The following is a 24,950-nucleotide window of genomic DNA, read 5'->3' as shown; positions in this document are numbered from 1 at the left end:
TCAGGGGCAGGATTCGCCGGTCTTCACCGCGGTGAAGGTCACGGGCTGCCCGGTGAACCGCGCTCCTGCCTTCGGATCCTGCGAGCACACCTTCCAGTTGGACTCCACGACGACCAGCCGGTGCTTCCCCAACGCGTCCTTCGACGTGACCGAGGCGTCGTCCGGCAGGCTGCCGCGAGCGGCCGCCAGGCCCTTCCCCACGAAGTCCGGCATCGTCCGGCCTGCCTTCGCCGGTGGCCGCGCGTCGGTCTTCGGGCACGTCTCAGCGACCTTGACGGCACCGAAGTCCAGCGTCGTGGCGGTGGCGGTCCGCGTGCCGGCCGCCGGGCTCTGGAAGCAGACCTTCCAGTCGCGGTCGAGGATCTGGTGGCGGGCCCGCCCGAGGGAGTCGTCACTGCTCAGGTCGTCGAATCCGGCGGCCTGCGCGGCGTCCTGGGCCGCTTGCAGGCCCTTGCCGACAACGTCCGGCACGGCCTTGACGGTGGTCCTGCCGGCGCTGGTCCCGGCACTGGTGTGGGACGCTCCTGAGTCCTTCGGGTCGGTGGTGGTCGGTCCGCACGCGGCAACGGAAAGCAGCGCGGCGGTGAGGGCGACGGCGACGGTGGCGGCGCGTGTGTGCATCTGTCCCCCTTGGGACGGTCACGCACAGCATCCCGGATCTGGGCGGTGTCGCGCCAGGATGCGACGGGTGCGCCACCGCCCCCGGGGGGGTACGCCGGCGTGCGGGTCGGTCCGCCCGGTCGAGCGGGGACCCGGGCACGCCGGCCGAGCGGGCGCGGCCGGCGAGCTTCCTGCGGGGCGATCTGAGTAGGGCTACTCATGTCATGGAACCAACAATGCACCGTAGTCTGATGCCGATGTTCCGCCGGGAGCGGTGGGGGTTCGGGAGGGGTGGGGGGCTGTGTCGTTCGAAGCGGAATGGGCCCGGATCAAGCAGGAGGTGTCCGCCGAGCCGGTGTCGACGCTGGCGCACGCCGACGTGGACGCCGTCGGCAGCGGCGGGGTGGCGTCGGACGCGGCCGCGTGGAAGGCGGCGGCGCAAGGCGTGGGCACGCTGGCCGAGAACCTGTCGAAGGCCGGCGGCAAGCTCTACGAGGCCCAGCAGGGCATGGACACCAGCCACCAGTCCTCCGCTGGCACCTTCGAGACGCTGGCGGCGCAGGCCGCGCTGCACCCCACCTGGAGCGGCTACGTCAGCAGCCTGCTGGGCCGATGCGCGGCCCTCAAGCAGCAGTTGGCCGCCGCGGGTGCGACCCTGGGCGCGAGCGACGACGTCGTCAAGTCCGAGTTCGACGCGCTGGACGACGACTACCAGGACACGCCCGCCGTCGGCGGCCAGAGCCAGGCGGGCTGACCTGTGGACGTACCGGCCCTCACCGCGCTCAGGACCGCCCAGTTCGAAGGCCTGGCGGACGGCTACCGGGCGCTGAGCGACATGGCCGACCAGGGCAGGGGCGACATCGAGAACGGCATCAGCGCGAGGATGCGCGGCTCCCTGCAGGGCGTCGCCGCGGACGCGGCGCACGCCCAACTCAGCCAGCTGACCGAGAACTTCCACTACGTCCAGGTGGAATGCGGCCTGGTCAGCACGGCGTTGCGGGCCTTCGCCTCCGACGTGGGCCCCGCGAAGGCGAAGTTCGACGCGGCCGTCGCGGACGCGGCCGCCCACAAGTTCACCGTCTCGGCCGACGGTTCGGTCAGCTACCCCGCCGGGGGCGGGACCAAGGGCAAGCCCGTCGCGGGCGGCACGGCGACCGGCCTCGCGGACCCGACAGCCCGGGCGATCTCCCACCAGGCTGCCCAGCAGGACCCCAACCCGCACCACACCGCGGCCCAGGACATCGCCGACCGGATCTCCGACGCGCTGCGGGAGGCCACCGCGGTCGACGGGAAGTGGGCGCCGCAGCTGCGCAAGCTGATGGCCGACGACGACCTGACGGTCTCCGCGGCGGACTGGGCGGACGCCCAGCAGGACATGGCAGGGGTCGACAAGGACGCGGCCGCCTATCTCGACCGCATCACCCCACCGCCGAAGAACGGCCGGCCCCAGGCCGACGCCGACTGGTGGCGGAGCCTGACCCCCCAGGAACAGGCCGACTACCTCGGGGCCCACCCCGCCCAGGTCGGCGCCCTCGACGGCCTGCCCGCCGCCGTCCGCGACCAGGCCAACCGCACGGTCCTTGCGGAGACCCGCGGCAGCTACCGCACGCAGGTGAACGCGGTCCCGCCGCCGCCTGCCGAATGGGCCGACATCGCCGACCCCTCGGGCCGCGGAGTGCACACCCCCGAATGGATGGTGTGGAACGCCGAGTACGGCGACAAGTACCGCGAACTCCAGCACGCCCGGGACCGGTTGAAGGGGATGGACGCCATCCAGGCCCGTTTCGACGCCACCGGCACCAACGGCCTGCCGGAGGCGTACCTGCTCGGATTCGACGCCGAGGGGAGAGGCGACGGCAAGGTCATCCTGGCCAACGGGAATCCGGACACCGCCGACCACACGGCCGTCTACGTACCAGGGACGACGTCGAAGCTCGACAAGATCGGCGGCGACATCGACCGGGGGGTGAACCTGTGGCAGGCGAGCCACGCCGAGGCGCCGACCGCGAACATCTCCACCATCACCTGGTTCGACTACAACGCTCCCGACAACATCCCCGCCGCCATCCACGACTCGTACGCGCACGACGGCGCCCCCGCGCTGCGCGGCTTCCTCGACGGCAACACGGTGGCCCACCAGAGCGCCACCGGCGGCCACGCCCACACCACGCTGATCGGCCACAGCTACGGCAGCACGCTCATCGGCGACACCGCCAAGTTCTCCTACGGGGACGGCGACTGGGGCGACAGGATGGACGCCGACGACGTGATCGCCCTCGGCAGCCCCGGCATGCAGGCCGAGCACGCCGGGGATCTGGGCATCGACCCCACGCACATGTGGGCCGAGGGAGCCGGCGGCCTCGACCACCTCGTCCGCGAGGGCGGGCGCCTCTTCGGGCTCGGCGGCGGCGGTGTCATCCCGACCGACGAGGAGTTCGGCGGCAACATCATGAGCTCCGACGCCGGCGACCACAGCGCGTACTGGAACACGCACAACGGCAAGCCGTCGGTCAGCCTGCAGAACCAGGCCGACGTCATCGTCGGCCGGTACGGTGACACCAAGCTCGATCACGCGTCGCCGTGGGGGAAACCGAGGTAATGGGAAAGGAGCGACGTGTCGGAGGAGTTCGGGTACGAGCCGCGGGTCCGTCCCGCCGGTGAAGTGAAGGCGGAGGTCGCCGCGTTGTCGAGCGCCGTGCTCGACATGGTGCGCGTCCAGGGCAGGATCACCGAAGCGGGCCCCATGGAGCTGCCGTGGGACGAGGGGGACGACCCCGACGCGTTCCACAACGTCACGCACCTCTGGTCGCTCTACGGAGTGGACAACTCGGTGCTCGAGCAGGGAATGGCCTTCCTCGCCGACCAGCTGCCCGCGCGTGACTGGACGGTGGTGAAGAACGGCCCCGACTCCAGCCGGAACCGCAACCAGGAGATCCTCGCCGTCCATACGCCGACCCGCGCCCAGCTCGAAGCCACCTGGAAGCAGGGCCTCGACGGCCACGAACCGCTGATCGCCTTCTCCGTCTACTCCCGCTTCTTCATCCCCGCAGCGGAGCCCGGCCGTTGAGGCCGCGCCACATGCCGCCGGCCGTGGCGCTCGCGAGCGTCCTCGCCCTTGCCGCGGGATGCGGCGGCGGCGCAGGCACGCCGAAGCGCGACCCGCGGACGGTCGAGAGCGAGGTCGGCGCGCAGTCCGTCGCCGTCCGGCAGATGACCCAGGTCACAGGCAGGACGACCGCGGGCGCTCCCCCGGACGGCACCCCTTCGGACGTGTCGTGCGACGAGGACGACGACAACAGCCCGGACCGCCAGCGGCTGCAGATGTGGTCTCTCTACGGAGTGGCCAACACCACGTTGTCCGAGGCGATGACCCACCTGGCCGCCGGCCTCCCCGCGCACGGCTGGAAGGTCGTCCAGAACGGCCCCGACTCCAGCAGGAACCGCAACCAGGAGATCCTCGCCGTCCACAAGGCCACGAAGATCCAGCTCGACGCCACCTGGATGAAGGGCCTCGACGGCCACGAGCCCCTGATCACCTTCTACGTCTCGTCCCCCTGCTTCCACGCCTCACCCACCGGCTGAACCCCGCCCCGGTGTCGGGGCCGGGTTCAGCCGGTGCCGGTCCCGGAAGCGTCGGAGGGGGTCAGCGCTGGGCTGCCGCCAGGGCCGCCTGGACGTCGGCCGCCGACGCGGGGCCCGCGGGCTCGGCCATGAAGTTCGGGACGGGCTTGGCCGCGTAGGGCATGCCGTAGGCCGCGGCGCCGGGCTGGAAGCGCCAGCCCTCGGCGAGCGGGCCGGCGTCCAGGGTGTCGAAGCCGAGCAGGCCGATGAGCTCCGCCGCGTGCTTCTTCGCACCGGCGTCGTCGCCGGCGATGGGCAGGACGGTGCGGTCGGCGGCTCCGGCGGGGCGCGGCAGCGCCGCCAGGTGCTGGAAGAAGATGTTGTTGAACGCCTTCACCACGTGGGCCCCGCCGCCCAGGTGCCCCTGCAGCAGCTCGCTGTCCGTACGCTCCCCGCTGTCGAGCTCGGCGATCTGGCCGTCGCGCTGCGGGTAGTAGTTGCCGGTGTCGATGACGGTCTTCCCGGCCAGCGGCTCGCGCGGGACCTGCGCGAAGGCCTTGAGCGGGATGGTCACCACCACCCAGTCGCCTGCGGCTGCCGCCTCCGCCGGGGTGCCCGCCCGGGCGCGCGGGCCGAGTTCGGCGACGAGGTCGGCGAGGGTCTCCGGTCCCCGCGAGTTGCTGAGCACCACGTCGAGCCCGCTGTCGACCGCCAGCCGGGCCAGAGTGCTGCCGATGTTTCCACTGCCGATGAGTCCCAAAGTAGCCATATCGGGAGCAACGAGATGAGTGACGGATCTGTTCCACCCGGGCCTGCGCGGCGTAATGCTCCCCGGGCGGGAAAAGGGTTGGAGGCGCGCTGATCGCTCTGATAGTTTCCGGTCGACCGTGACACCGCCGAGGAGGTGAGACCCATGACCGCTGTATCCCTGTGGGTGCTCCCCCTTGCCGTCACGGCCGGCGATTGACGTAGCTGTCGCCGGGAGCGCCTCGACAACGAAGCACTCCCGAAGGGCAACACACCATGTCTTCCTTGCAGTTCACCGCTGAGGCGTCCGCGAACGGCGTGCTCGAACGCGATTTCACCGTCGTCGGCCTCCCGGAAACGCCCGGCATCCCCGGCGTCCTCTGGTCCCCCTCCTCCGACGCGGCCGGCCGTGCGCCGCTGGTCCTGATGGCCCATGGCGGCGGCAACCACAAGAAGCATCCGGCCATGGCGGGCCGCGCGCGCCTCCTGGTCACCGCCTGCGGTTTCCACGTCGCCGTCATCGACGCGCCAGGACACGGCGACCGGCCGCGTACGGCACACGACGAGCGCGAGGTCGCCGAGCTGTTCCGGGCGAGGGCGGCGGGCGAGCCGGAGGGCCCGATCGTCGTGCGCTACAACGACCACCTCGCGGAGCTCGCCGTCCCCGAGTACCGGGCGACCCTGGACGCGCTCCAGGGGCTCCCGCAGATCGGCGCCGGCGGGCCGGTCGGCTTCTGGGGCATCAACATGGGCACCGCGATCGGGGTGCCGTTCGTGGCCGTCGAACCCAGGGTCACCGCCGCGGTCTTCGGCCAGCACTGGCCCGACGCGCTGGCCGAGAAGGCCCGGCAGATCACCGTCCCGGTCGAGTTCGACCTGCAGTGGGACGACGAGCACATCACGCGCGACCAGGGCCTCGCGCTGTTCGACGCCTTCGGCTCGAAGGAGAAGTCGCTGCACGTGAACTCGGGGCGGCACAAGGAGCTGCCCCGCTTCGAGGCGGACAGCGCGGTCCGCTTCTTCGCCCGGCACCTCGGCGGGGCAGCCGGCGCGTCGGCCTGACGCAGTTCACGGTCACGGCGTCCGGCCCGCAAGCCGGGCGCCGCGGCCGGACCACCCCGCCCGGGCCGAGCTCACCCCGCCCGCGGCCGGGTCCGGGCCGCGGCCTGGGTCCGGGCTGCGGCCCGGGTCCGGGCTGCCGCCTGACCACCCCGCCCGCCGCGCGCCGCTTCCCGCGTCTTCGCCCGCCCGTCACCTGCCGATGGCCTTCCCCTCACCGAGCATGCCCAAAGTTGGCTGTACAACTTTCGCCCACCTGGATCACCGAGGGAACCGCCATGACAGATCAGCCGGGGGCCGCAGCCGCCTCCCACCTGTCCGCACGGGTCGCGGCGCTGCCGCCGGCCTGGCTGCGGGACAACTGCCCGTGCCCCGAGTGCCGGGACCCGCGCTCGGGCCAGAAGCTCTTCCAGATCACCGACCTGCCGCACGGACTCGCCGTGGGCGAGGTCGTGGAGCCGGCCGCCGGCGGGGAAGCCCCGGTCGAGGTCCGGTGGGTCCCGGACGGCCACCGCTCGTCCTTCCCCGTCACCTGGCTGGACGCCCACCGGCCGGCGGACTCCGCCCTCACCGGTGACCGGCGTACCGAGACGGGCAAGGAGCTGTGGACCGCGGCGGACCTGACCGGGCGCGTGCCGGAGGCCCGCTGGGACGACTACCTGGCCGGCCCCGTACGGCGGGCCCGTGTGCTCGACGCGGTGCAGCGGCTGGGCTTCGCGCTGCTGCGCGGAGTGCCGCGGCAGGAAGGGCAGGTGCTGGCCGTCGCCGAGACCTTCGGCCACGTCCGGGAGACCAACTACGGCAGGCTCTTCGACGTCAGGGTCGAGCCCGACCCCAACAACCTGGCCTTCACCTCGGCGCGGATAACCCCGCACACCGACAACCCGTACCGCGACCCGGTCCCCACCCTGCAACTGCTGCACTGCCTGGAGAACTCCGCGACCGGCGGCGACTCCGGGCTCGTCGACGGCTTCGCCGCGGCGGCGGCGCTGCGGGCCGAGGACCCGGCGTCGTTCGCGGTGCTGACCCGTACCCCGGTCCCCTTCGTCTTCCGCGACGACCGTACGGAACTGCGCGCCGACCGCCCGCTGATCGACGTGGACCCGCTCGGGCGTATCCGCGAAGTGCGGTTCAACAACCGGTCGATCGGCACGCTGCGGCTGCCGGCGGCGGCGCTGGAGGAGTTCTACGCCGCCTACCGCGGCTTCGGCGAGCTGCTGCTCCGGCCCGGGCTCCAGCTGGACTTCCGGCTCGCGCCGGGCGACTGCCTGATCTTCGACAACACCCGGCTGCTGCACACCCGTACCGCCTTCGCGCAGGACGGTTGCCGGCACCTCCAGGGCGCCTACGCCGACCTGGACGGCCTGGCCTCCTCCCTCGCCGTCCTGCGCCGGGCGGACGACCTCGACGCGCTGACCGGGCTGTTCCACGGCCCCGGCGCCGCGGAGTATCTGGGTGAGGAGGTCACCATGGCCGAGCACATGCTCCAGGCCGGCGCCCTGGCGGAGGCCGCGGGGGCGCCCGCGCACCTGGTGGCCGCGGCGCTGCTGCACGACGTCGGCCACCTCAGCGGCCACGCGGCCGAGGAAGCGGGGGACGGCGACCACCGGCACGGGCAGGCGGGCGCCGACCTGCTGTCCCGCTGGTTCGGTCCCGAGGTCACCGAGCCGGTACGCCTGCACGTCGCCGCGAAGCGCTACCTGTGCACGGCCGAGCCCGGCTACCGGGCCGGCCTGTCAGCGGCCTCGGAGCACACCCTCCGGCTGCAGGGCGGTCCGATGACCGAGGCGGAGGCGGCGGCTTTCGCCGCGATGCCGCAGGCGGCCGGCGCGGTGGCCGTCCGGCGCTGGGACGAGCAGGCCAAGGAGCCCGGCGCCGCGATGCCTGGGTTCGACCACTTCCTGCCGCTGCTCACCCGGCTGCTGCGCGGGTAGGGGGCGCCGCTCCCGGCCGCTCCGACGGCGGGCCCGGCGTACCCCGCCCCACCGGCCGTACGCCGCTCCCGCGACCTGCGGGTGCCCCGCCGCGCTGCGGCTCAGACCGGGCGGCGGTGGCGGCGGGAGAGCGCCGAGGTGGCGATCGAGTTGTGCACCGTGAAGGCGACGGTGCCGTGCAGATACCGGTCCTCCGACCACTCGACGGGTGCTCCCACCGGGTCGGTGGAGCGGCGGCGCTCGCGGAGCAGCGCGTCACCGGCGCGGCACCCCAGCAGCCGGGCGTCGTCGGCGTCGGCGAGCACGATGTCGATGGTGTGGTCGGCGTCGGCGAAGACCACGCCCTGCTCCTGGAGCGGCTCGGTGTGCGAGACCGCGTCCGCCGGTATCCGCGCCACCAGCTCGCCGACCCACAGGGGGTAGACGCTGCGCTCCACCATCACCGGCCGGCCGGACAGCGTCCGTACCCGCAGCACGACGACGACCTCCGCGCCCGGCTCCAGGCGCAGTTGCTCGCTCTCCCTGGCGTCCGCAGGACGCCGTTCCAGGCGCTCCACCCGGCCGCCCGGGTCCTCGCCGACCGAGCGGGCCCAGGTGGTGAAGCTCACCAGTTCCGAGAAGCTCTGCACGCGCGTCGTGCCGAGCACCACGCGCCGGGTCCCGCGCCTTGAGGTGACCAGGCCGTCGGCGCGCAGGGCCGCGAGTGCCTGCCTGACGGTGCCGCGGGAGACGCCGTAGCGCTCGGCCAGTGCGCTCTCGGCGGGCAGCTTGCCGCCCGAGCCGTACGCGCCGGCGGCTATGGCCTCGCGGAGGTCGGCCGCGACGGTGCGATAGAGCGTGCCCCTGGCCGGCTCCGCGCTGTCGTCCCGCACCGTCCCCCCTCGATCCCGCACCACGATCCGGGTGCCTCCGTCCCGCTGGACCCTATCCGCTGCCCGGCACCGGGCGACGTCCCAGGTGGACCGGGAGCCGCAGGCGGACTACGACATTCCGCCGCCATCCCTCTGAAGTCGCCGGATTGTTCACCTGCCGGACACCGGCACCCGGCGTACTGGCAAAAGTTGTACAGCCAACCTCGGCACTCCGTCGGCGGGCCGTCCGACTGCCCGCCGTTCACACGTCGCTTTCCAGGAGAACCCCGTGATAGTCCCTCGTGTCCGAGTCGCCGCCATGGCTGCCGGGCTCACCGCCGCCGCGCTCGCCCTGACCGCCTGCGGCTCCTCCTCGTCCTCCACCGGCTCGGCATCGGCCGGCGGCGGCAAGAACGCCGCAACGGCCACCTCCGCCACGGACTTCGGCGGCATCACCGCGCTGATCGCCGCCGCCAAGAAGGAGGGGACGCTGAACGCCATCGCCCTTCCGCCGGACTGGGCCAACTACGGCGCCCTCACCAGCGCCTTCGAGAAGAAGTACGGGATCAAGGTCGCGGACGAGAACCCGGACGGCGCCAGCCAGGACGAGATCACCGCGATCACCTCCCGCAAGGGCCAGAGCCGCGCCCCCGACGTGGTCGACCTGGGCAACTCCTTCGCGCTGAAGGCCGCCGCGCAGGGCATCCTCGCCCCCTACAAGGTCGCCTCGTGGGACGACATCCCGGACGCGCAGAAGGACGCGGGCGGCCTGCGGTACGACGACTACGGCGGCTACGTCTCGATCGGCTGCGACGCCAAGGCCGTCAAGGTCTGCCCGACCACCTTCGCCGACCTGCTCAAGCCCGAGTACAAGGGCAAGGTCGCGATGAACGGCGACCCCACCAAGTCGGGTTCCGCGTTCGGCGGCGTCTTCGCGGCCGCGCTGGCCAACGGCGGCTCGCTGGACGACATCCAGCCCGGCCTGGACTTCTTCCACAAGCTGAAGGCGAACGGCAACTTCAACCCGGTCGAGTCCACCCCGGCGACCGTCGAGAAGGGCGAGACGCCGATCAGCATCGACTGGGACTACCTGAACGCCGGCTACGCCAAGGAGTTCGCGGGCAAGGGCGTGGACTGGAAGGTGACCGTGCCGGCCGACGGCCAGTACGCGCAGTACTACAGCCAGGCCATCAACAAGTACGCCCCGCACCCGGCCGCCGCCCGCCTGTGGGAGGAGTTCCTCTACAGCGCCGAGGGCCAGAACCTGTGGCTCCAGGGCTTCTCCCGCCCCGCCGAGATGCCGGCCATGACGCAGAACGGCACCGTCGACAAGGCGGCCGCCGCCAAGCTCCCCGCGGTCACCGGCAGCCCCACCTTCCCGACCACCGCCCAGGTCGACGCCGCCCAGCAGGCCGTGGTGGCCGGCTGGGCGAAGGCCGTGAGCTGACCGGCGCCATGACCACGGCTCGCGTCGCAGCCCCCTCCCCCGCCGCCGGCCCCTCCTCGGAGAAGGCCCGCGGCGGGGTGGCCGCCGTACCCGCACCGCGCAAGGCCGGAACCCGCCGCCGGCCGCGCGCCGCCGGATGGCTCGCCGTCCTGCCACTGATCGTCTTCGTCCTCGTCGTCTTCGGACTGCCCGCCTTCGCGATCCTCACCAACGCCTTCAAGACCTCACCGGGTTCGCCCGGCGGCCGGCACTGGACCACCGGCAACCTCAGCCAGTCGGTGCACGGCGCCTACCTCACCGCGCTGTGGGGCAGCGTGAAGCTGTCCGCGCTCACCGCGGCGATCGGCGTGCTGCTCGGACTGCCGCTCGCCCACGCCGTCGTGACCTCGCGCTTCCGCGCGCTGCGCGAAGGGGTGCTCGCCGCCTCCGGCGTGCTGGCCAACTTCGGCGGTGTGCCGCTGGCCTTCGCCTTCGTCGCCACCCTCGGCAACTCCGGCGAGCTCACGCACGCCCTGGACCTCGACAAACACGGGTGGAGCCTCTACTCCTTCACCGGTCTCGCCGTCGTCTACCTGTACTTCCTGGTGCCGCTGATGGTGCTCACCATCACCCCGGCGCTGGACGGCCTGCGCACCCAGTTGCGGGAGGCGGCGCAGAACAACGGGGCGACCGGCCGCCAGTACTGGCTGCACGTCGCGCTGCCCATCCTCGCCCCCTCGCTGATCGGCGGGTTCGTCCTGCTTTTCGGCAGCGCCTTCGCCGCCTACGCCACCGCGGCCGCCATCGTCGGCAGTTCCGTACCGCTGATCACGCTGCAGATCGCCAACGCGCTGTCCGGCAACGTCCTGGCCGGCCAGGGCAACGTCGCGCTGGCGCTGAGCCTCGACATGATCGTGATCGCCGGTGTGGTGATGGCCCTGTACATCCCCCTCCAGCGCAGGAGCGCACGATGGCTGCACTGACCCCGCCCGCGGGCACCGCCCCCGCAGCCACCGCCGCACGGCCGGCCCGCGAACGGGCCGGGCGCCGCCGTCCCCGGCTGTGGCGCGGCGTCGTCGGCCTGATCGCCGTGCTGTACTTCCTCGGCCCGATGGTCTCCTCGCTGATCTTCACCGTGGACGTGCCCGGCGAGGGCTTCACCCTCAGCTCCTACAGCGGCATCCTCGGCGCCGAGGGATTCTGGCCCAGCCTGCGGCTGACCCTCGAACTCGCCGCCGCCACCATCGCGGTGACGATGCTGCTGCTGGTGCCCGCGCTGATCGCCGTACGGCTCACCGCCCCCCGGCTGCGGGTGCTGGTGGAGGTGCTCTGCTCGCTGCCGCTGGTGGTGCCCGCGGTGGCGCTGACGGCGGGCATCAGCTCGGTGCTGCAGTGGGGGCCCGACGACTTCGCCGGCACCCCGCTGTTCGAGACCTTCAACTCCATCCAGAAGCCCGGCTTCCCGGTGGTCCTGCTGCTCGCCTACGTACTGATGGCGCTGCCGCTCGCGTACCGGACGCTGGACGCGGGACTGCGGGCCATCGACCTCAGCACCCTGATGGAGGCCGCCCGCAACTGCGGTGCGAGCTGGCCGCGGGCCGTCGTCCAGGCCGTGCTGCCCAACCTGCGCGGCGCCCTGCTCAACACCGGTTTCCTCACCCTGGCCCTGGTCCTGGGCGAGTACACCGTCGCATCGATCCTCGGCTACCAGCCGTTCGCGGTGTGGATCGTCTCCATCGGCGGCAGCAACGCCCAGATGTCGGTCTCGGTGTCGATGCTCAGCCTCGTCCTCACCTGGGTCCTGCTGCTGGTGCTGGCCGCCGCGGGCCGCGGGCGGTCGACCCGTGCCCCGCGCGAGAACCGCAGGACCCGCGGGGCCCGCGGGAGTTCCGCCGTCCCGGCGCCCACCGTCCAGGAGGAATCATGACCGCGACCACCGTAGAAACGTCCCTGCCGGCCCGCGGGCTCGACAGCGCCACCGTGGAATTCCGCGGGCTGTACCGGAGGTTCGGCGCCACCGTCGCGCTGGACGGCCTGGACCTCACCGCCCACCCGGGTGAACTGCTCGCGCTGCTCGGCCCCTCCGGCTGCGGCAAGACCACCGCGCTGCGCATGCTGGCCGGCTTCGAGCACCAGGACGCGGGCGAGGTGCTGGTCGACGGCCAGGACATCACCGGCGTGCCCGCCCACCGGCGCGGCGCGGGCATGGTGTTCCAGTCGTACAGCCTCTTCCCGCACCTGACCGCCGCGGGGAACGTCGCCTTCGGCATGCGCATGCGCGGCGCCGGCAGGGCGGAACGGCAGCGCAGGTCCGCGGAGTTGCTGGACCTGGTCGGCCTCGCGGGACTCGCCGACCGCTTCCCGCACCAGATGTCCGGCGGGCAGCAGCAGCGGGTCGCGCTGGCCCGCGCGCTGGCGCTCGAACCCCGCGTGCTGCTGCTGGACGAACCCCTGTCCGCACTCGACGCCAAGGTCCGGCTGACGCTGCGCGAGGAGATCCGCCGGCTCCAGCAGGAGCTGGGCATCACCACGTTGTTCGTGACGCACGACCAGGAGGAGGCGCTGTCGATGGCCGACCGGGTGGCCGTGCTGCGCGCCGGCCGGCTGGAACAGGTCGCGGCACCCGCGGAGTTGTACGCCCGCCCCGCCACGGCCTTCGTCGCGGAGTTCGTGGGCACCATGAGCCGCATCCCGGCGGTCAGGAGCGGCACGCAGGTCGAGGTACTGGGTGTGAGGCTGCCCGTGCAGGGCGAACTCCCCCCGGACGGCGAGCTGGACGCCCTGCTCCGGCCCGAGGCCGTCCGCGTCACCCCCGATCCGCGGGGCGGTGCGACAGTGGTGGCGGCCTCCTTCCTCGGCGCGATCACCCGGGTCACCGTGCGGCTGCCGGACGGCACCGGGGTCAAGGCCGACATGGCGACCGAGACCGCCGCCGCCCTGCCGCTCGGCTCCACGGCCGCGCTCACCCTGCCGGAACGCCCCGTTCTGGTGGACCGCAGAGCCGCCTGACCCGCTGCCCCACCCCAACTCCTCCCGTCCGGAAAGGCATTCGTGCACACGCCCAGCACCCCGGCCCGCCCCGCCGCCGTCCTGTTCGACATGGACGGCACCCTCGTCGACACCGAGCACCTGTGGTGGGGGGCGGTCAGCGAGGTCGCGGACCGGCTGGGGTACGGGTTGACCGACGTCGACCTGCCGGACGTCCTCGGCCGCCCGGTCGCGCACACCGCGAGGTATCTGCGCCGGACGGCCGCCCCCGCCGTGCCCGAGGCGGAGATCGCCCGCGACCTCGACGGCGCCTTCGCCGCACGGGTGGCCGGCGACGTACGCCCGCGGCCCGGCGCGCTGCGGCTGCTCGCGGAGCTCCGGGACGCCGCGGTGCCCGCCGCCCTGGTCACCGCGTCCCCGCGGCGGGTCGTGGACCTGGTGCTGCGGACGCTGGGGGCGCACTGGTTCGCCCTGACCGTGACGGCCGAGGACACCGCCCGTACCAAGCCCGCCCCGGACCCGTATCTCGCCGCGGCGGCCCGTCTCGGGGTCCCGCCGCGGGACTGCGTCGCGGTGGAGGACAGCCCGCTCGGCCTGTCCTCCGCGCGGGCGGCCGGCTGCCACGTGGTGGCGGTGCCGTCGACGGTGCCGATCGCCGGGGAGCCGGGGGTGCTGGTGGTCGGCAGCCTGGAGGAGGTCGACCTGGCGCTGCTCGCGTCACTCGCCGCCGGCGGGGCCTGAGCCCGCCGGGGGGCCGGGCCCGCTCGGCGTCCGGGCCCCTTTTGGGGGCCGAGCCCGCCCGCCTACCTTCTACGGGAGTCACCTTGCCGTACGTGCTGCTCGGCCTCGCCATCGTCTCCGAGGTCTGCGCGACCAGCTGCCTCAAACTCACCGACGGGTATACCCGCTTGCTCCCCACCATCGCCGTGGTGATCGGGTACGTGGTGTCGTTCGTGCTGCTCGGCCGGGCCCTGACCCAGATCCCGGTGTCGGTGGCCTACGCCGTCTGGTCGGGTGTCGGTACCGCGGTCGTCGCGGGCGTCGGGGCGGCGGCGTTCGGCGAGTCCCTCGGCTGGCCCCAGTGGACGGGCATCGCCCTGATCATCGTCGGCGTCGTGGCGCTGAACATCCACCGGGCCCACTGACGCCGGCTCCCCTTCTCCCGCTACCACCTCAGCGGGGGCGCCACTGCGGGGACACCCCAGCCGGGAACGCCCGGGCCACCGCGGCCATGCGGTGCGAGACGTGCAGCCGGCGGTAGGCGTTCTCCAGGTGCTTGCGGACCGTGCCTTCCGACAGGCCCAGCCGGCGCGCGATCTGGCTGTTGGTGTGCCCTTCGGCGAGCAGGTGCAGCAACTGCCACTGCCGGGGCGTCAGCTGGGGTGTGGGATGCCGGCGCCGCTCGGCGTCCAGGTAGGCCTCGTGCAGGTGCGGCCGCAGCAACGTGAGCAGCGCGCGGTCGCGCTCGGAGAAGTCCGGGCCGGGCCCGCGGAAGAGGAAGATCCGCAAGGTCCGGCCGGGGCCGCCGGTCCCCGGCGTACCGGCGGGCATGCAGAGCATGAGCTCGTGCTCGATCCCCAGCGGCCGGTAGTAGTCGGTGTACATCCCGGTGCTGTGCCACTGCCTGGCCGAGTAGAAGTCCGCGATCGTCACGACGCTGCGCAGGTCGCCGCTGCGGTCGGGGTGACTGCACGGCCGGCAGTCCCAGTAGTGCTCCCAGTGCCTCAAGTCCGCGTCGGTGTCAGCCTCGTTGTCCGCCCGGTCGTCGGCCAGGTCACCGGCCACGTCCCTCGTCTCGCCGCCACCGGCCAGCGACTGCCCCAGCCACCACGCCTGCCGGTGGCTGTCGAAGCCCGCGACGGTCAGCTCGTCACAGCGGATCTGGCCCATCAGGTCGCCGAGCAACGACGGTGGCAGCCCCTGCGCCGGCACGTCGGTGCGTTCCTCCTGGACGATCCCCGCCAGGGCGCGCAGATCCAGGTCGCTGATCGCGCTCACGCTGCGCATCCGGGCCCCCCGTCACCGGTTCCAGCGTATCCGGCCGCCGTGGCCCGGGGGATACGCAGAGCCGCGTATGGCGACCGGTCACCGGCCGAACCATGCTGCACGGGACCGACGTTGCAACATTCGCACGCTCGCACGTTCACACGGAGGGGAGTTCGTACGATGCCAGGGACCTTGACCGCCCGGCTGTCCGGTACGGTGACCGCGCTGGCCACCGCCGTCGTCCTGGTGGCCGCGAGCGGTTCGACGCCCGCCCAGGCCGCCTCGATCGGGGATTTCACCGGCTACGCGGGTTACGTGAAGCAGGCCTATGACGCCTACCAGAAGTTCTTCGGCGGGGCGCTCACCCTCGACCAGGCGACGACGCAGATCGAGAACGCGATCACCGTCGCCAAGACCCAGATCCTCAACGAGATCGACGCGGTCCAGGCGGCCGACGTGCAGGCCTGCGCCCGCAGCGCGGTGATCGAGGTCGCCGACATCCGGGTGCTGTCACCGGACAACGCGCAGGCGTTCGCCGCCGCCACGACGAGCTGCGTCACGCTCGCCCAGGCGGACGTCAACGCCTTCTCCGACCTGCACGCGGTCGACAGCGTCGGGTTCGCGATCAACACCGTTGGTCCCATCGCCCTGTTCGCCCGCACCTACGCGGGCGAGAGCACCGTGTTGCTCAGGTCCACGCTCGCCTCGGCCGAGCAGTCCGTCATCACCCGGCTCACACCGCACTGCTTCGGCACGCCGTTGTGGGGCGACACCGAGCCCGGCGCCAAGTTCGTCGAAGTCCAGCTCCAATGCACGGCGTTCAACGGCACCTCCGGCTTCGACTGGGTCACCGTCCAGCTCAAGCGCGGCCAGCCGCTGCCGCCACTGGACTACTCGTACGCCATCGAGCAGGCGATGACGGCGACGAGCTATCCGGTGGCCGAAGCGGCACTCCCCGCCCTGGCGGGCTGACCCGCGGCTCCGAGCAGGGAGGCGGGGAGTCCTCCCCCACCCGCCTCCCTGGTCCGCAGGCCGGCACCCGTGTGTCGGGCTCCGCTCAGGAGCGGTCACCGAGGTCCAGATCGAGCGCGGCGGCCCGGCCGACGGTGGCGAGGAGTTCGAGCGGAAGCTCCTTGTCCCCTTGGCCGATCGACAGCGCGAGCCAGCGATCGCCGTCCCCCAGCGGCCACACCTGCATGCTCACCGCCTGCTGGCAGAGGAAGTCGATCGGCTCTGGCACGGCTTCTCCCGTGCAACTGGCGCTGAGGTACGGCCCCAGCTCCACGGCGACCGGATTCCCCCAACGCGTCCCCAGCCGTGCGCTCAGGGCGTCGAGGCAGGCCCGCAGCCCGGCCTCGGCCTCCACCCGTGCCTGCCCGTCGTCGTCCGCCCAGAAGTCCCGGCTGACCTGCAGGACGCGCACCCGGTACCCCGGGCCCCCAACCCGGTCACGTCGGCGAAGTCCGCCTCGGGCAACGGCTGCGCGAGCAACGCGTCAATCGTCGCGAGGTGCTGCTCAACAGCCGTACCCGGTGCGGTTCCTGGCTGGGCATGGGTCATGCGCGCACGCCATGGGACCGCGCCGACAACCGTCAGCCGCGCCTCGCGGCCGGTGCTGGTTGTCGTGGACGTCCCGGTTACTGAGGGTCCTTCCGGGACCTGCGGGGGTGGAGGGATTCGCCGCGCGCGAGCATGTCGACGTACTCGGCCAGCTTGCGCTCACGGGTGGCCGGGCGCTTGACGGCGTTGAGCCGGTAGACGATGGAGTAGCGGTTGGCCGCGTCCAGTTGGTCGAACGTCGCGGCCGCGGCCGGGTCGGCCGCCAGCGCCTGAGCCAGGTCGGACGGGATCTGCATGTCGGCCTGCCCGCGATAGGCCGCCTGCCACTGTCCTGACGCCTTGGCCGCATCGACTGCCGCGATTCCGGCCGGCCGCATCCGTCCGGCCGCGGTAAGGCGGGCGACGTACTCGACGTTCCTGGCGGACCAGGGGCTGTTCGGCCGACGAGGGGTGAAGCGCTGGCGGTAGCTGCCGTCGTCACGCCGGGCGATCTGCCCGTCGATCCAGCCGACGCACAACGCCTCGTCGAGCGCTTGCGCGTAGGTCAGGGCCGTCACCCGGCCGCCCTTCTTGTGCAGCACCAGCCAGACCCCTGGGTGGTCGTCGTGGTGACCGTCCAGCCAGGCATGCCACGCCTCGGCGTCCTGGACAAGCAACTCCTCGAGATCGGTCACGGCGGCGCTACGGTGCGGCCACCGGACGGGGGCTCAGGCGGAACGGCCGACCGCCTGGCGAGCCCGTGCGCTGCCCTGTAGACTGTGTGTGACTCATGCACATAAAGTAGAGCCGTGACGCAATCCCGGTCAAGCCACCAGCACACAGCCAACGTCCTGGGCGCCCTGAGCCTCGTGGTCGCCGACCGGATGAACTCCGCCGTCGAAGCGGTCGCGTCGCTCGGCCCGTCGACCCCGGCCGCACTCGCCGCGCTGCACGAGTTCCTCGACGGCGGCACGGTCACCCAGTTGAGTTCCGTACTCGGCCTGAGCCACTCGGGCACCGTCCGCCTCGTCGACCGCCTCACCGCGGAAGGCCTGGTCGAACGCGGCGGAGCGGACGACGGACGGGCCGTCTCCGTCGTCCTGACCCCACGTGGCCGGGACGCGGCCGCACGCGTCCTTCAAGCGCGCGAGCAGTCACTGGCGGGCGCGCTTGCGGCGCTCTCCTTGGACGAGCTGGAGAGTCTTGCGACAACGCTGGACAGGATGCTGACCACAGTGACCCTCGCCCGAGCCGAGGAGCGCTCCGCCCGCACCAACGGCCGTCCACAGCCGTGGCTGTGCCGGCTGTGCGACTTCGCCGCATGCGGCCGGAGCGAGGGTGACTGCCCGGTCAACAACGCGGCAACGACCGGCGACGGCAGTTGACCACGCTCTAACCGAAGTAGAACTCCTGGTGGTCATTGGTGCCGAAATCGCTGCAGGGGGCATCGCGCAGATGGAGTGTCGGGCTGTCGTCGAGACACCTGCCCCTTGCGGCACTCACGATCGCCCAGGACGAATTGCCGGTGAAGACCCATTGGAAATGCTGGTGGATGTTATTCGTCGTGCAGTCGATGGTACGCAGTTTCAACGTCTCGCTGTCGTCCAGGCAGCGGCCCGTTCCCAGGTTGCGGAAGGTCCGGTTGCCTGGGTTGCCCGAGGTGTCCTCCCATAACTGGTGAAGGTTTCCGGCGTAACCGTTGCAGTTCGTATCGCGCAGATCGGTCGTCATGCCGTCGTCCACGCACAGCTGCGTGTTGAAGTCCTGTGCCACCGGCAACGCGACCGCCAGCGCTACGAAGTTCCCGACGGTCTGGGTAGTCGGGCCGCGAGACCGTCGAGTACGCAGTCCAGGCCGAAGGCGAACTCGACGTCGGGGTCGACCTCCTCGCCTTCGTGGACGCGGCGGGCGAGCATCGGGTGCTCGCCCGCCGCGAGGACCTCGCTGATGTACGGGCCCACGCTGCGCTGCCACTGCTCCTCGGTCAGGCCGGTGCGCTGCTCGGCCCGCCGAGCGGCCTGCTGCGTGGCCACCGAGCCGAGCACGTACGAATGCACGGTGCCGAGCGCCTGTGAGGCCAGGGTGATGTCGGGCGTGAGCGCGACGGCGGCACGCAGCGCGGATTCGGACCGGCGCAACGAGTTGGGGCCGAGTGAGGGCCGGCCCGCCAGTTCTCCCGCCAGCCACGGGTGCCGCATCAGAGTCGCGCGCAGCGCGGTGGCGAACGCGGCCAGATCGGTGCGCCAGTCCCGGGTGGGCTCGGGAAGCGGTTCCTCGCCCCGCACGGCGTCGACCATCAGGTCCACCAGCTCGTCGCGGTTGGCGATGTAGCGGTAGAGGGTGGCCGTTCCGGACGCGACGTCGCCCGCGACCCGGCGCATCGACACCGCGGCCAGGCCCTCCGCGTCGGCGACGGCCAGCGCGGCGGCCACGTAGCGGTCCACCCCCGGGGCGCGCCGGCGTGGTTCGGGGCGAGGGCGGGCCCACACCGTCGGAGGGGCAGGGTCGGTCATCGCGTGGTTCCTTTCCTCGTTGTCCGGCATTCTCTCTTATGGCTACGATGTAGCCATGACGGAGACAGTGTATCCAGATGTGCCGGTGCTCGTGGTCGGAGGCGGCAGCGTCGGACTGCTCACCGCCGCGCTGCTCGTCCACCACGGCGTCCCCGCGGTGCTCGTCGAACGCCGGTCAGGGCCGTCCGTCCACCCGCGCGCCACCGGCATCGGGGCGCGTACCGTCGAGATCCTGCGCGAACTCGGGCTCGACGCGGCCGTCGACGCCGGCGCGGTCGACCTCAGGGGCGCCACCGGCAAGGCGGTGGCGCGGACCGTCGTCGACATGGGTGCGGGCGACGTCGTGACCATGGCCATGGCGACCCCGCCCGCCGCCGAACTTGACCTGACGCCGTTCCGGCTGCGCGGCGTCTGCGCGCAGGACCGCCTCGACGCCGTGGTGGCGGCCCACCTGGAGCGCCGCGGAGCGGATCTGCGCTGGTCGACCCGCCTGGTCGGCATCGCGCAGGACGCCGAGGGGGCCGACGTCGAACTGGCGGGCCCCGACGGCCACTACTCGCTGCGCTGCGCGCACGTGGTGGCCGCGGACGGCGCGCACAGCTCCGTGCGGACCGCACTCGGCGTGGGCGCCTCGGGGGCCGGCGACCTGGGCAAGTCGAAGATCAACATACTGTTCCGCGCTGATCTGCGCCCCCATCTGCGGGGGATGTCCTTCGGCACCTGCACGATCACCACGCCGGAGGCGCCGGGCCTGCTGGTGACCGTGGACGGCGAGACGAACTGGGTCCTGCACGTCGGTTGCGACATCGAAGGAGGCGAGCGCCCCGACGACTTCACATCCGAGCGCTGCGCCGCGCTCGTCCGGGCGGCGGTCGGCGATCCCGAACTCGACGTCGAGGTCCGCAGCGTGCTCCCGTGGCGCCCCCGGAGCTCGCTGGCCGACCGCTTCGCCGCCGGCCGCGTCTTCCTCGTCGGCGACGCCGCGCACACCGTGGCGCCCCTGGGCGCGTTCGGCCTCAACACCGGCGTCGCCGACGCCCACAACCTGGCGTGGAAACTGGCCGCCGTCCACCACGGCGAGGCGGGCGCCGGCCTGCTCGACACCTACGCCCAGGAGCGCGAGCCGGTCGCCGCGGCGACGCTGGACCAGGCAATGCGCCGGTACGCCGACCCGAAGCTGCACTGGGGCCGTGGCCCCGAGGCCGACGCCGCCAGGGCCGCGGCAGGAGTGTGGGCAGCGCCCGTCGTGCACCTCGGCCAGCGGTACGCCTCGGCCGCCGTCGTCGACCCGCAGCCCGAACTCCCGTCCACCGTCGACCTGGCGGCGGCACTCGACGGGTCGCCGGGCTCGCGGGTGCCCCACGCGTGGGTCGACGGGGTCTCCACGCTCGACCTGGTCGCCTCCCGCTGGACCCTGCTGGTGGGCGCCGCCGGCGACCGCTGGCTCGCCGCGGCTTCGCACGCCGGCCTCCCGGCCCACCGGGTCCCCGCCCCCTGGCTCCCCGCCACCGGAGCCCTGCTCGTACGTCCGGACGCGATCGTCGCGCTGCGCACCACGACGCCGCCCCCGGACCCGGCACGCTTCCTCACCGACGTCCTCGACCAGGTGCTGTCCCGACCGGCCGCGGTGCCGAGCGCGTGACCGGTCGGCGGCGAGGCGCCCTCGCGCCTGGTACGTGCCGCCGGCCACGCGTCCAGCCGGCAGCTCGCCGCCGCCCGGTGCTGGCCCCGGCGTCCGCCTGCGCAAATGATCAGCCCGCGCCCGCCGGCGTTCAGGCTGGGACGAGGAGTCCGCGCAGCTCGGCCAGTTTGCTCTCGGCGGGCGAGCCGGCGGGGGCGCTGTGGACGTTCATCTTCTGGACCGCGCTGCCCGGTACGGGGAAGGCCTCGCAGTCGAGCCGGAACTCGCCGACCGCGGGGTGGCGCATCAGCTTGCTGGCGAAGGTGCACTCGAAAGCGCCCTGCTTCGCCCACATCAGGCGGAAGTCCGCACTGCGGTCGCGCAGCGTCGCGATCACCTCGGCCACCCGGGGGTCGTCGGGGTGGCTTGCCGCCTGCATGCGCAGGCCGTGGGCCATGCCCTCGGCGATCTGCTCCCACTCGACGAACCGCTCCCCTGCCTCCGGGACCAGGAAGGTCCACACCGCGAGGTTCCGCCCGGAGGCCGGCACGGTGGCGGAGTCGAAGAAGATCTCGGCTGCCAGGGCGTTCACCGCCAGGACATCCATGCCGCGGCCCGTCACCATCACGGGTACGTCGGCGAAGGCGTCCACGAGGCGCCGGATCGTCGGCCGCGCCCGTTCACCCCGAGACGGCGAGGTGCCGACGCGGGACGCCGTGGAGGGGCGGCGCGGCCCCTCCATCAGATCGCGCAGATAGCGGCGCTCCGCCTGGTCGAGGCTGAGGGCGTCCGCGACGCCTGCCAGCACCGCGTCGGAGACATGGCCGATGCGGCCCTGCTCGAGCCGGGCGTAGTAGTCGAAGCTGACGCCGGCGAGCTGGGCGACCTCTTCGCGGCGCAGACCTTTGACCCGGCGCTGCCGAGGACCGTCGCCGGGACCGCCGGCCGCAAGCCCGGCGACCGTGGTGGGCGCCGTACGGGCGCGGGCGGCACGGAGGAAGCTGCCGAACTCTTCCCTGCCGTCCATCGCGCCTCCAGCTCCGCTGCCTGCCCTGATGAGCACTGCCAGTCCTAGGTAACGCAGGGCTGACCAGCATGCATTCCTGACCGCTCGGTCCCGGTTGTGATGGGTGGACGCGGAAAACAGCGTCCGCCCGTCGCATCCCGACCGAGGAGATCCCATGTCCAAGGTGCTCATCATGCTCACCGGCGCGCGCGTTTGGAGCCAGAACGACGGCACCGAGCGTCCGACCGGCTTCTGGGCGGAGGAATTCGCCGTCCCGCACCAGCTGCTCACCGAGGCGGGCGTCGAGCTCACGCTGGCCACCCCGGGCGGCGCTGTGCCCGTCGCCGACGAACACAGCCTGTCGGCCGGGGCCAACAGCGGTGACGCGGACGCCGCGGCGCGCTTCCGCTCCTACCTCGAACAGGTGCGCGAATTCCTGGAGAGTCCGCTGCGCCTGGAGGACATCGACCCGGCGGCGTACGACGCGGTACTCATCCCCGGCGGCCACGGGCCGATGCAGGATCTGGCGGTGAACGCCGAGTCCGGCCATATCCTCGCCGCGATGCTGCCGGACGGCAGCAAGACGGTGGCCGCGCTCTGCCACGGCCAGGCCGCCTTCCTCTCCGCGGGCGACGCGGAGGGTAACTGGCTCTTCACCGGCCGCAAGATGACCTCGTTCACCGACGAGGAGGAGCACATCACCGGTCTCGACGCGAACGCACCCTGGCTCCTGGAGTCGCGCCTGCGCGCGGGCGGCGCCGAGTTCACCGGCGGCCCGGCCTGGCAGTCGCACGTCGTCGTCGACGGCAACTTGATCACCGGCCAGAATCCCGCATCCGGCGCGGCCGTCACCAGGAAGCTCCTGGCAGCCCTCGCCGTCCAGAAGCCCGCCGCCACGACCGGCACTCCGTTCCATGCGGCACCGCGGTCCGTCGAGGAGACCAACAAGGCGATCGTCCGGCGGGCCTACGAACTCGCCGCGGCCGACGACCTCGAAGCCCTCTTCGAGGTCCGCGCGGCGGACTACCGCCTGACGCTGCCCGAGGGCCATCCGGTCCCCGGCTCGTGGACCGGACCCGACGCCAACGCGGCCCGGGAGCGGATATTCGCCGCGATCGGCGCCGACGGGATGACCACCCGCGAACTCGTCGCGGACGGCCCCCACCGCGTGATCGCCATCGTCGAGCCGACCGGCCTCGACGGCGCAGGCAACCGCTGGTCGATGCTGTTGACCGAGCTGTTCCGGATCGAGGACGGAAAGGTCACGGACATCAAGCCGTTCTGGTGGGACATCGTCGAACTCAACCGGATCGCTGCCAGCAGGCGTTGAGCCCCCGCGGTGACAACGTGCGGTGCCGCCCATGCGAAATGCAGGGCGGCCCGCCCCGGACGCCGCACCGGACGCCGCACCGCCGCTGACGCACGACACCTGGCGCAGATCCGTGGCGGTTTCTGCATGTTACTTCCTGTTACCGCTTGTTACTGCGAGCCTGTGGCCACCAGGGCCGCAGCGATGGGTTCGAGCTCGGTGATCAGTTCGTCGAGTTCGGCGGGGGACAGGACGTCGTAGGGCGCGGTGGCGAGTTCGTCGGTGAGGGATTCGATGCGTTGCTTGGTCGCGCGGCCGGCGTCGGTGAAGTGGCCGTCCGTGTCGATGAGTCCGCGTTCACGCAAGCCCTCCATGACCGTGGCCAGGCGCTCTTTCGGCAGGTGATGGATGCGTCCGAACGACTCCGGAGGGTGGATGCCCTGTTCCAGAGCGGAGAGCACGTGGGCCTCCGTGCCACCGATGCGCACGCTGACGAGAGCGGCGATGTGCCCGTCGCCGCGGTGCTCGCGCAGCATGGTCGCGGAATGCCACAGCCGGGCGACGGGGTCGCCGGGTACCTCAAGGGTGCGCATGCCGGCGTACATCACCCGTCCGTCGGCGGGGGCGCTCGTCGCGGCCTTGGTGGTCAGGTCCGCGGCGCGCACCAGGCCCGGGGAGCCGGCCAGCTCGTCGCCGAGGATGCGTCGTAGGGAAGCCGCGCTGCCCCGCTCCCGCGCGGCGACGGAGGCCTCCGGCGGGATCGTCTCCCAGGCGCTGGGGATGTGCCGTGCGGCTTCCCCGTCGGCGAAGTTGTAGAAGGCTGCGTGCACGACCTGGGCCGGCACCCGTCCCAGTGGTGCGGCACGGCTGGCGAAGTAACCGTCCCAGTAGGTGCGGTGGCCGAGAGCGGCCAGTTCCTCGTTGCACTCGTCGGCGCAGAAGGTGACCAGGCAGATCGGCTCCAGGAGCTCGAACATACGACGGGCGAGGTGAGGCGTCGGATGCAAGCGCGTCTTGCCCATCGGGTTCTCCCCTTGTTAGGTGTGCCGACTTGGACCGTCCGGCACGGCGAAACTCATCGGCGACGGAGGGGAAGCAGCACAGACGGGCCGGCGCCGTCCTCCCGCTCACGCGTACCCGGACCGCTCACCCGCCGATCACGGCTGGACCGGTCCCGCTGCCGGAGAGCCGCTGAGGTGCACGGCCGCGGGTTCTCACGTCCGTGGCTGGACCGGGCGTGGACGCATGACGAGTGCGGCGACGTAGTACGTGCAGGGCCCAGGACCCGCGTTTGCATAGGCGTGGGTGACGTCCGCGGCGAAGTAGGCCGAGTCGCCCTCGCTCAGGTCCAGGGACGTGTCGTCGATGGTCAGCCGGAGCGTGCCGGACTCGACGACGATGTACTCGTGGGAGCCCGGAGCGTACGCCGGGAATCGGCCGGCGTCGCAGTCCGGCGGCAGGGTCGTGCGGATCCACTCGAAGTTCACGCCGGGCACCACCGGTGTGAGGATCGTCCGCCGCCATCCGCCTGGCTCGTCGATGCTGTCCTGGTCGGCGGCGCGGCGCACGATGATCCGCGTGTCGTCGGGCTGGGCGACGAGATCGACGAGAGGCACGCCGAGGCCGTCCGCGATGCGGGCCAGGACCACGATCGTGGGCGCCTTCTGCCCGCGCTCGACCGAGGACAGCATGCTCACGCTCACGTCGGCTGCTTCGGCCAGTTGCTGAAGGGTCAGGCCCCGGTCGCGTCGCAGCCCCTGAATGTGGGCGCCCAGTGCCACAAGCTCAACCATTCCTCTATAATAGCATT

27 protein-coding genes are annotated in these 24,950 nt (G+C 72.4%); 16 read left to right on the top strand and 11 right to left on the bottom strand.

The annotated features are described in order from the left end of the window. On the bottom strand, nt 1–621 hold the full coding sequence (locus OG702_RS20935; protein ID WP_327290435.1) for a hypothetical protein: 621 nt from the start codon (nt 619–621) through the stop codon (nt 1–3). 280 nt (nt 622–901) lie between these two features. Here OG702_RS20935 and OG702_RS20930 point away from each other — a divergent pair, with 280 nt between their 5' ends. Genes OG702_RS20930 through OG702_RS20915 form a run of 4 tightly spaced genes read left to right on the top strand, consistent with a single transcriptional unit; the run spans nt 902 to nt 4,182 of the window. After that, nucleotides 902–1,354: a hypothetical protein gene (locus OG702_RS20930; RefSeq protein WP_327290434.1), complete on the top strand. Its 453-nt coding sequence runs from the start codon at nt 902–904 to the stop codon at nt 1,352–1,354. 3 nt (nt 1,355–1,357) lie between these two features. Then, a complete protein-coding gene (locus tag OG702_RS20925) occupies nt 1,358–3,199 on the top strand; it encodes an alpha/beta hydrolase (RefSeq protein ID WP_327290433.1) in 1,842 nt (613 codons plus the stop codon). Between the two features lie 15 nt (nt 3,200–3,214). Then, on the top strand, nt 3,215–3,667 hold the full coding sequence (locus OG702_RS20920; RefSeq protein ID WP_327290432.1) for a hypothetical protein: 453 nt from the start codon (nt 3,215–3,217) through the stop codon (nt 3,665–3,667). 11 nt (nt 3,668–3,678) lie between these two features. Then, entirely contained in the window at nt 3,679–4,182 is a 504-nt protein-coding gene (locus tag OG702_RS20915; RefSeq protein WP_327290430.1) for a hypothetical protein, read from the top strand. A gap of 61 nt (nt 4,183–4,243) precedes the next feature. Here OG702_RS20915 and OG702_RS20910 read toward each other — a convergent pair whose 3' ends face one another. Beyond that, complete coding sequence (locus tag OG702_RS20910; RefSeq protein WP_327290429.1) at nt 4,244–4,930, bottom strand: NADPH-dependent F420 reductase; 687 nt, start codon at nt 4,928–4,930, stop codon at nt 4,244–4,246. Nucleotides 4,931–5,184: 254 nt separating this feature from the next. Between OG702_RS20910 and OG702_RS20905 the strand changes: the two genes are divergently transcribed. After that, nucleotides 5,185–5,970, top strand: coding sequence for an alpha/beta hydrolase (locus tag OG702_RS20905; RefSeq protein ID WP_327290428.1), 786 nt, complete (start codon nt 5,185–5,187; stop codon nt 5,968–5,970). Between the two features lie 275 nt (nt 5,971–6,245). Continuing rightward, nucleotides 6,246–7,901 (top strand): 2-trimethylaminoethylphosphonate dioxygenase, encoded by a 1,656-nt coding sequence (gene tmpA / locus OG702_RS20900; RefSeq protein ID WP_327290427.1) that lies wholly within the window; start codon nt 6,246–6,248, stop codon nt 7,899–7,901. Between the two features lie 101 nt (nt 7,902–8,002). Here the strand turns inward: tmpA and OG702_RS20895 are convergent, their stop codons facing one another. Further along, a complete protein-coding gene (locus OG702_RS20895; RefSeq protein WP_327290426.1) occupies nt 8,003–8,773 on the bottom strand; it encodes a GntR family transcriptional regulator in 771 nt (256 codons plus the stop codon). Nucleotides 8,774–9,071: 298 nt separating this feature from the next. Here OG702_RS20895 and OG702_RS20890 point away from each other — a divergent pair, with 298 nt between their 5' ends. The 6 genes from OG702_RS20890 (at nt 9,072) to OG702_RS20865 (ending at nt 14,311) form a co-directional block, all read left to right on the top strand. Further along, nucleotides 9,072–10,199 (top strand): ABC transporter substrate-binding protein, encoded by a 1,128-nt coding sequence (locus OG702_RS20890; RefSeq protein ID WP_327293306.1) that lies wholly within the window; start codon nt 9,072–9,074, stop codon nt 10,197–10,199. An 8-nt stretch (nt 10,200–10,207) separates the two neighbouring features. After that, nucleotides 10,208–11,161 carry an ABC transporter permease gene (locus OG702_RS20885; RefSeq protein WP_327290425.1) on the top strand — a complete coding sequence of 318 codons (954 nt, stop codon included), beginning with the start codon at nt 10,208–10,210 and terminating at the stop codon, nt 11,159–11,161. After that, entirely contained in the window at nt 11,149–12,105 is a 957-nt protein-coding gene (locus OG702_RS20880; protein WP_327290424.1) for an ABC transporter permease, read from the top strand. Before OG702_RS20885 ends, OG702_RS20880 begins: the two co-directional genes overlap by 13 nt. Continuing rightward, nucleotides 12,102–13,187, top strand: coding sequence for an ABC transporter ATP-binding protein (locus OG702_RS20875; protein WP_327290423.1), 1,086 nt, complete (start codon nt 12,102–12,104; stop codon nt 13,185–13,187). The genes OG702_RS20880 and OG702_RS20875 overlap by 4 nt, the downstream gene beginning before the upstream one ends. 42 nt (nt 13,188–13,229) lie before the next feature. Continuing rightward, nucleotides 13,230–13,907 (top strand): HAD family hydrolase, encoded by a 678-nt coding sequence (locus OG702_RS20870; protein ID WP_327290422.1) that lies wholly within the window; start codon nt 13,230–13,232, stop codon nt 13,905–13,907. Between the two features lie 92 nt (nt 13,908–13,999). Continuing rightward, nucleotides 14,000–14,311, top strand: coding sequence for a DMT family transporter (locus tag OG702_RS20865; protein WP_327293305.1), 312 nt, complete (start codon nt 14,000–14,002; stop codon nt 14,309–14,311). A 28-nt stretch (nt 14,312–14,339) separates the two neighbouring features. Here the strand turns inward: OG702_RS20865 and OG702_RS20860 are convergent, their stop codons facing one another. After that, complete coding sequence (locus OG702_RS20860) at nt 14,340–15,164, bottom strand: helix-turn-helix transcriptional regulator (RefSeq protein WP_327290421.1); 825 nt, start codon at nt 15,162–15,164, stop codon at nt 14,340–14,342. A gap of 168 nt (nt 15,165–15,332) precedes the next feature. Between OG702_RS20860 and OG702_RS20855 the strand changes: the two genes are divergently transcribed. Further along, entirely contained in the window at nt 15,333–16,124 is a 792-nt protein-coding gene (locus OG702_RS20855) for a hypothetical protein (RefSeq protein ID WP_327290420.1), read from the top strand. 85 nt (nt 16,125–16,209) lie between these two features. On the opposite strand, the gene OG702_RS20850 is transcribed toward OG702_RS20855, so the two are convergent. Together OG702_RS20850 and OG702_RS20845 are read right to left on the bottom strand one after the other, a co-directional pair. Next, nucleotides 16,210–16,575, bottom strand: coding sequence for a hypothetical protein (locus OG702_RS20850; RefSeq protein ID WP_327290419.1), 366 nt, complete (start codon nt 16,573–16,575; stop codon nt 16,210–16,212). A 214-nt stretch (nt 16,576–16,789) separates the two neighbouring features. After that, a complete protein-coding gene (locus OG702_RS20845; protein WP_327290418.1) occupies nt 16,790–17,386 on the bottom strand; it encodes a YdeI/OmpD-associated family protein in 597 nt (198 codons plus the stop codon). Between the two features lie 114 nt (nt 17,387–17,500). Between OG702_RS20845 and OG702_RS20840 the strand changes: the two genes are divergently transcribed. Next, nucleotides 17,501–18,076, top strand: a complete 576-nt coding sequence (locus OG702_RS20840; protein WP_327290417.1) for a MarR family winged helix-turn-helix transcriptional regulator — start codon at nt 17,501–17,503, stop codon at nt 18,074–18,076. Nucleotides 18,077–18,083: 7 nt separating this feature from the next. On the opposite strand, the gene OG702_RS20835 is transcribed toward OG702_RS20840, so the two are convergent. Both OG702_RS20835 and OG702_RS20830 read right to left on the bottom strand, forming a co-directional pair. Then, the gene (locus tag OG702_RS20835) at nt 18,084–18,464 is read right to left on the bottom strand and encodes an RICIN domain-containing protein (protein ID WP_327290416.1); all 381 of its coding nucleotides are present in this window, start codon (nt 18,462–18,464) and stop codon (nt 18,084–18,086) included. Nucleotides 18,465–18,484: 20 nt separating this feature from the next. After that, nucleotides 18,485–19,204 carry a TetR/AcrR family transcriptional regulator C-terminal domain-containing protein gene (locus OG702_RS20830; RefSeq protein WP_327290415.1) on the bottom strand — a complete coding sequence of 240 codons (720 nt, stop codon included), beginning with the start codon at nt 19,202–19,204 and terminating at the stop codon, nt 18,485–18,487. A 55-nt stretch (nt 19,205–19,259) separates the two neighbouring features. Here OG702_RS20830 and OG702_RS20825 point away from each other — a divergent pair, with 55 nt between their 5' ends. Next, complete coding sequence (locus tag OG702_RS20825; protein ID WP_327290414.1) at nt 19,260–20,846, top strand: FAD-dependent monooxygenase; 1,587 nt, start codon at nt 19,260–19,262, stop codon at nt 20,844–20,846. 130 nt (nt 20,847–20,976) lie between these two features. Here the strand turns inward: OG702_RS20825 and OG702_RS20820 are convergent, their stop codons facing one another. Further along, nucleotides 20,977–21,852 carry a helix-turn-helix transcriptional regulator gene (locus OG702_RS20820; protein WP_327290413.1) on the bottom strand — a complete coding sequence of 292 codons (876 nt, stop codon included), beginning with the start codon at nt 21,850–21,852 and terminating at the stop codon, nt 20,977–20,979. A 154-nt stretch (nt 21,853–22,006) separates the two neighbouring features. On the opposite strand from OG702_RS20820, the gene OG702_RS20815 reads away from it, so the two are divergent. Next, the gene (locus tag OG702_RS20815; RefSeq protein WP_327290412.1) at nt 22,007–23,161 is read left to right on the top strand and encodes a DJ-1/PfpI family protein; all 1,155 of its coding nucleotides are present in this window, start codon (nt 22,007–22,009) and stop codon (nt 23,159–23,161) included. 149 nt (nt 23,162–23,310) lie between these two features. On the opposite strand, the gene OG702_RS20810 is transcribed toward OG702_RS20815, so the two are convergent. Together OG702_RS20810 and OG702_RS20805 are read right to left on the bottom strand one after the other, a co-directional pair. Then, nucleotides 23,311–24,117, bottom strand: a complete 807-nt coding sequence (locus tag OG702_RS20810) for an SCO6745 family protein (RefSeq protein ID WP_327290411.1) — start codon at nt 24,115–24,117, stop codon at nt 23,311–23,313. Nucleotides 24,118–24,354: 237 nt separating this feature from the next. Continuing rightward, nucleotides 24,355–24,933: a helix-turn-helix domain-containing protein gene (locus tag OG702_RS20805; RefSeq protein WP_327290410.1), complete on the bottom strand. Its 579-nt coding sequence runs from the start codon at nt 24,931–24,933 to the stop codon at nt 24,355–24,357. Nucleotides 24,934–24,950 lie beyond the last annotated feature (17 nt).

The sequence above is a fragment of the Streptomyces sp. NBC_01198 genome, assembly GCF_036010485.1.
Lineage (GTDB): Bacteria > Actinomycetota > Actinomycetes > Streptomycetales > Streptomycetaceae > Actinacidiphila.
This window is presented reverse-complemented; position numbering and strand designations above follow the sequence as displayed.

Coding starts and splice junctions, on each gene's coding strand:
- OG702_RS20885 (WP_327290425.1), top strand. CDS start 10,208: ATGACCACGGCTCGCGTCGCAGCCCCCTCCCCCGCCGCCGGCCCCTCC.
- OG702_RS20910 (WP_327290429.1), bottom strand. CDS start 4,930: ATGGCTACTTTGGGACTCATCGGCAGTGGAAACATCGGCAGCACTCTG.
- OG702_RS20890 (WP_327293306.1), top strand. CDS start 9,072: ATGGCTGCCGGGCTCACCGCCGCCGCGCTCGCCCTGACCGCCTGCGGC.
- OG702_RS20820 (WP_327290413.1), bottom strand. CDS start 21,852: ATGGACGGCAGGGAAGAGTTCGGCAGCTTCCTCCGTGCCGCCCGCGCC.
- OG702_RS20825 (WP_327290414.1), top strand. CDS start 19,260: ATGACGGAGACAGTGTATCCAGATGTGCCGGTGCTCGTGGTCGGAGGC.
- OG702_RS20810 (WP_327290411.1), bottom strand. CDS start 24,117: ATGTTCGAGCTCCTGGAGCCGATCTGCCTGGTCACCTTCTGCGCCGAC.
- OG702_RS20905 (WP_327290428.1), top strand. CDS start 5,185: ATGTCTTCCTTGCAGTTCACCGCTGAGGCGTCCGCGAACGGCGTGCTC.
- OG702_RS20875 (WP_327290423.1), top strand. CDS start 12,102: ATGACCGCGACCACCGTAGAAACGTCCCTGCCGGCCCGCGGGCTCGAC.
- OG702_RS20915 (WP_327290430.1), top strand. CDS start 3,679: ATGCCGCCGGCCGTGGCGCTCGCGAGCGTCCTCGCCCTTGCCGCGGGA.
- tmpA (WP_327290427.1), top strand. CDS start 6,246: ATGACAGATCAGCCGGGGGCCGCAGCCGCCTCCCACCTGTCCGCACGG.
- OG702_RS20880 (WP_327290424.1), top strand. CDS start 11,149: ATGGCTGCACTGACCCCGCCCGCGGGCACCGCCCCCGCAGCCACCGCC.
- OG702_RS20830 (WP_327290415.1), bottom strand. CDS start 19,204: ATGACCGACCCTGCCCCTCCGACGGTGTGGGCCCGCCCTCGCCCCGAA.
- OG702_RS20805 (WP_327290410.1), bottom strand. CDS start 24,933: ATGGTTGAGCTTGTGGCACTGGGCGCCCACATTCAGGGGCTGCGACGC.
- OG702_RS20815 (WP_327290412.1), top strand. CDS start 22,007: ATGTCCAAGGTGCTCATCATGCTCACCGGCGCGCGCGTTTGGAGCCAG.
- OG702_RS20935 (WP_327290435.1), bottom strand. CDS start 621: ATGCACACACGCGCCGCCACCGTCGCCGTCGCCCTCACCGCCGCGCTG.
- OG702_RS20855 (WP_327290420.1), top strand. CDS start 15,333: ATGCCAGGGACCTTGACCGCCCGGCTGTCCGGTACGGTGACCGCGCTG.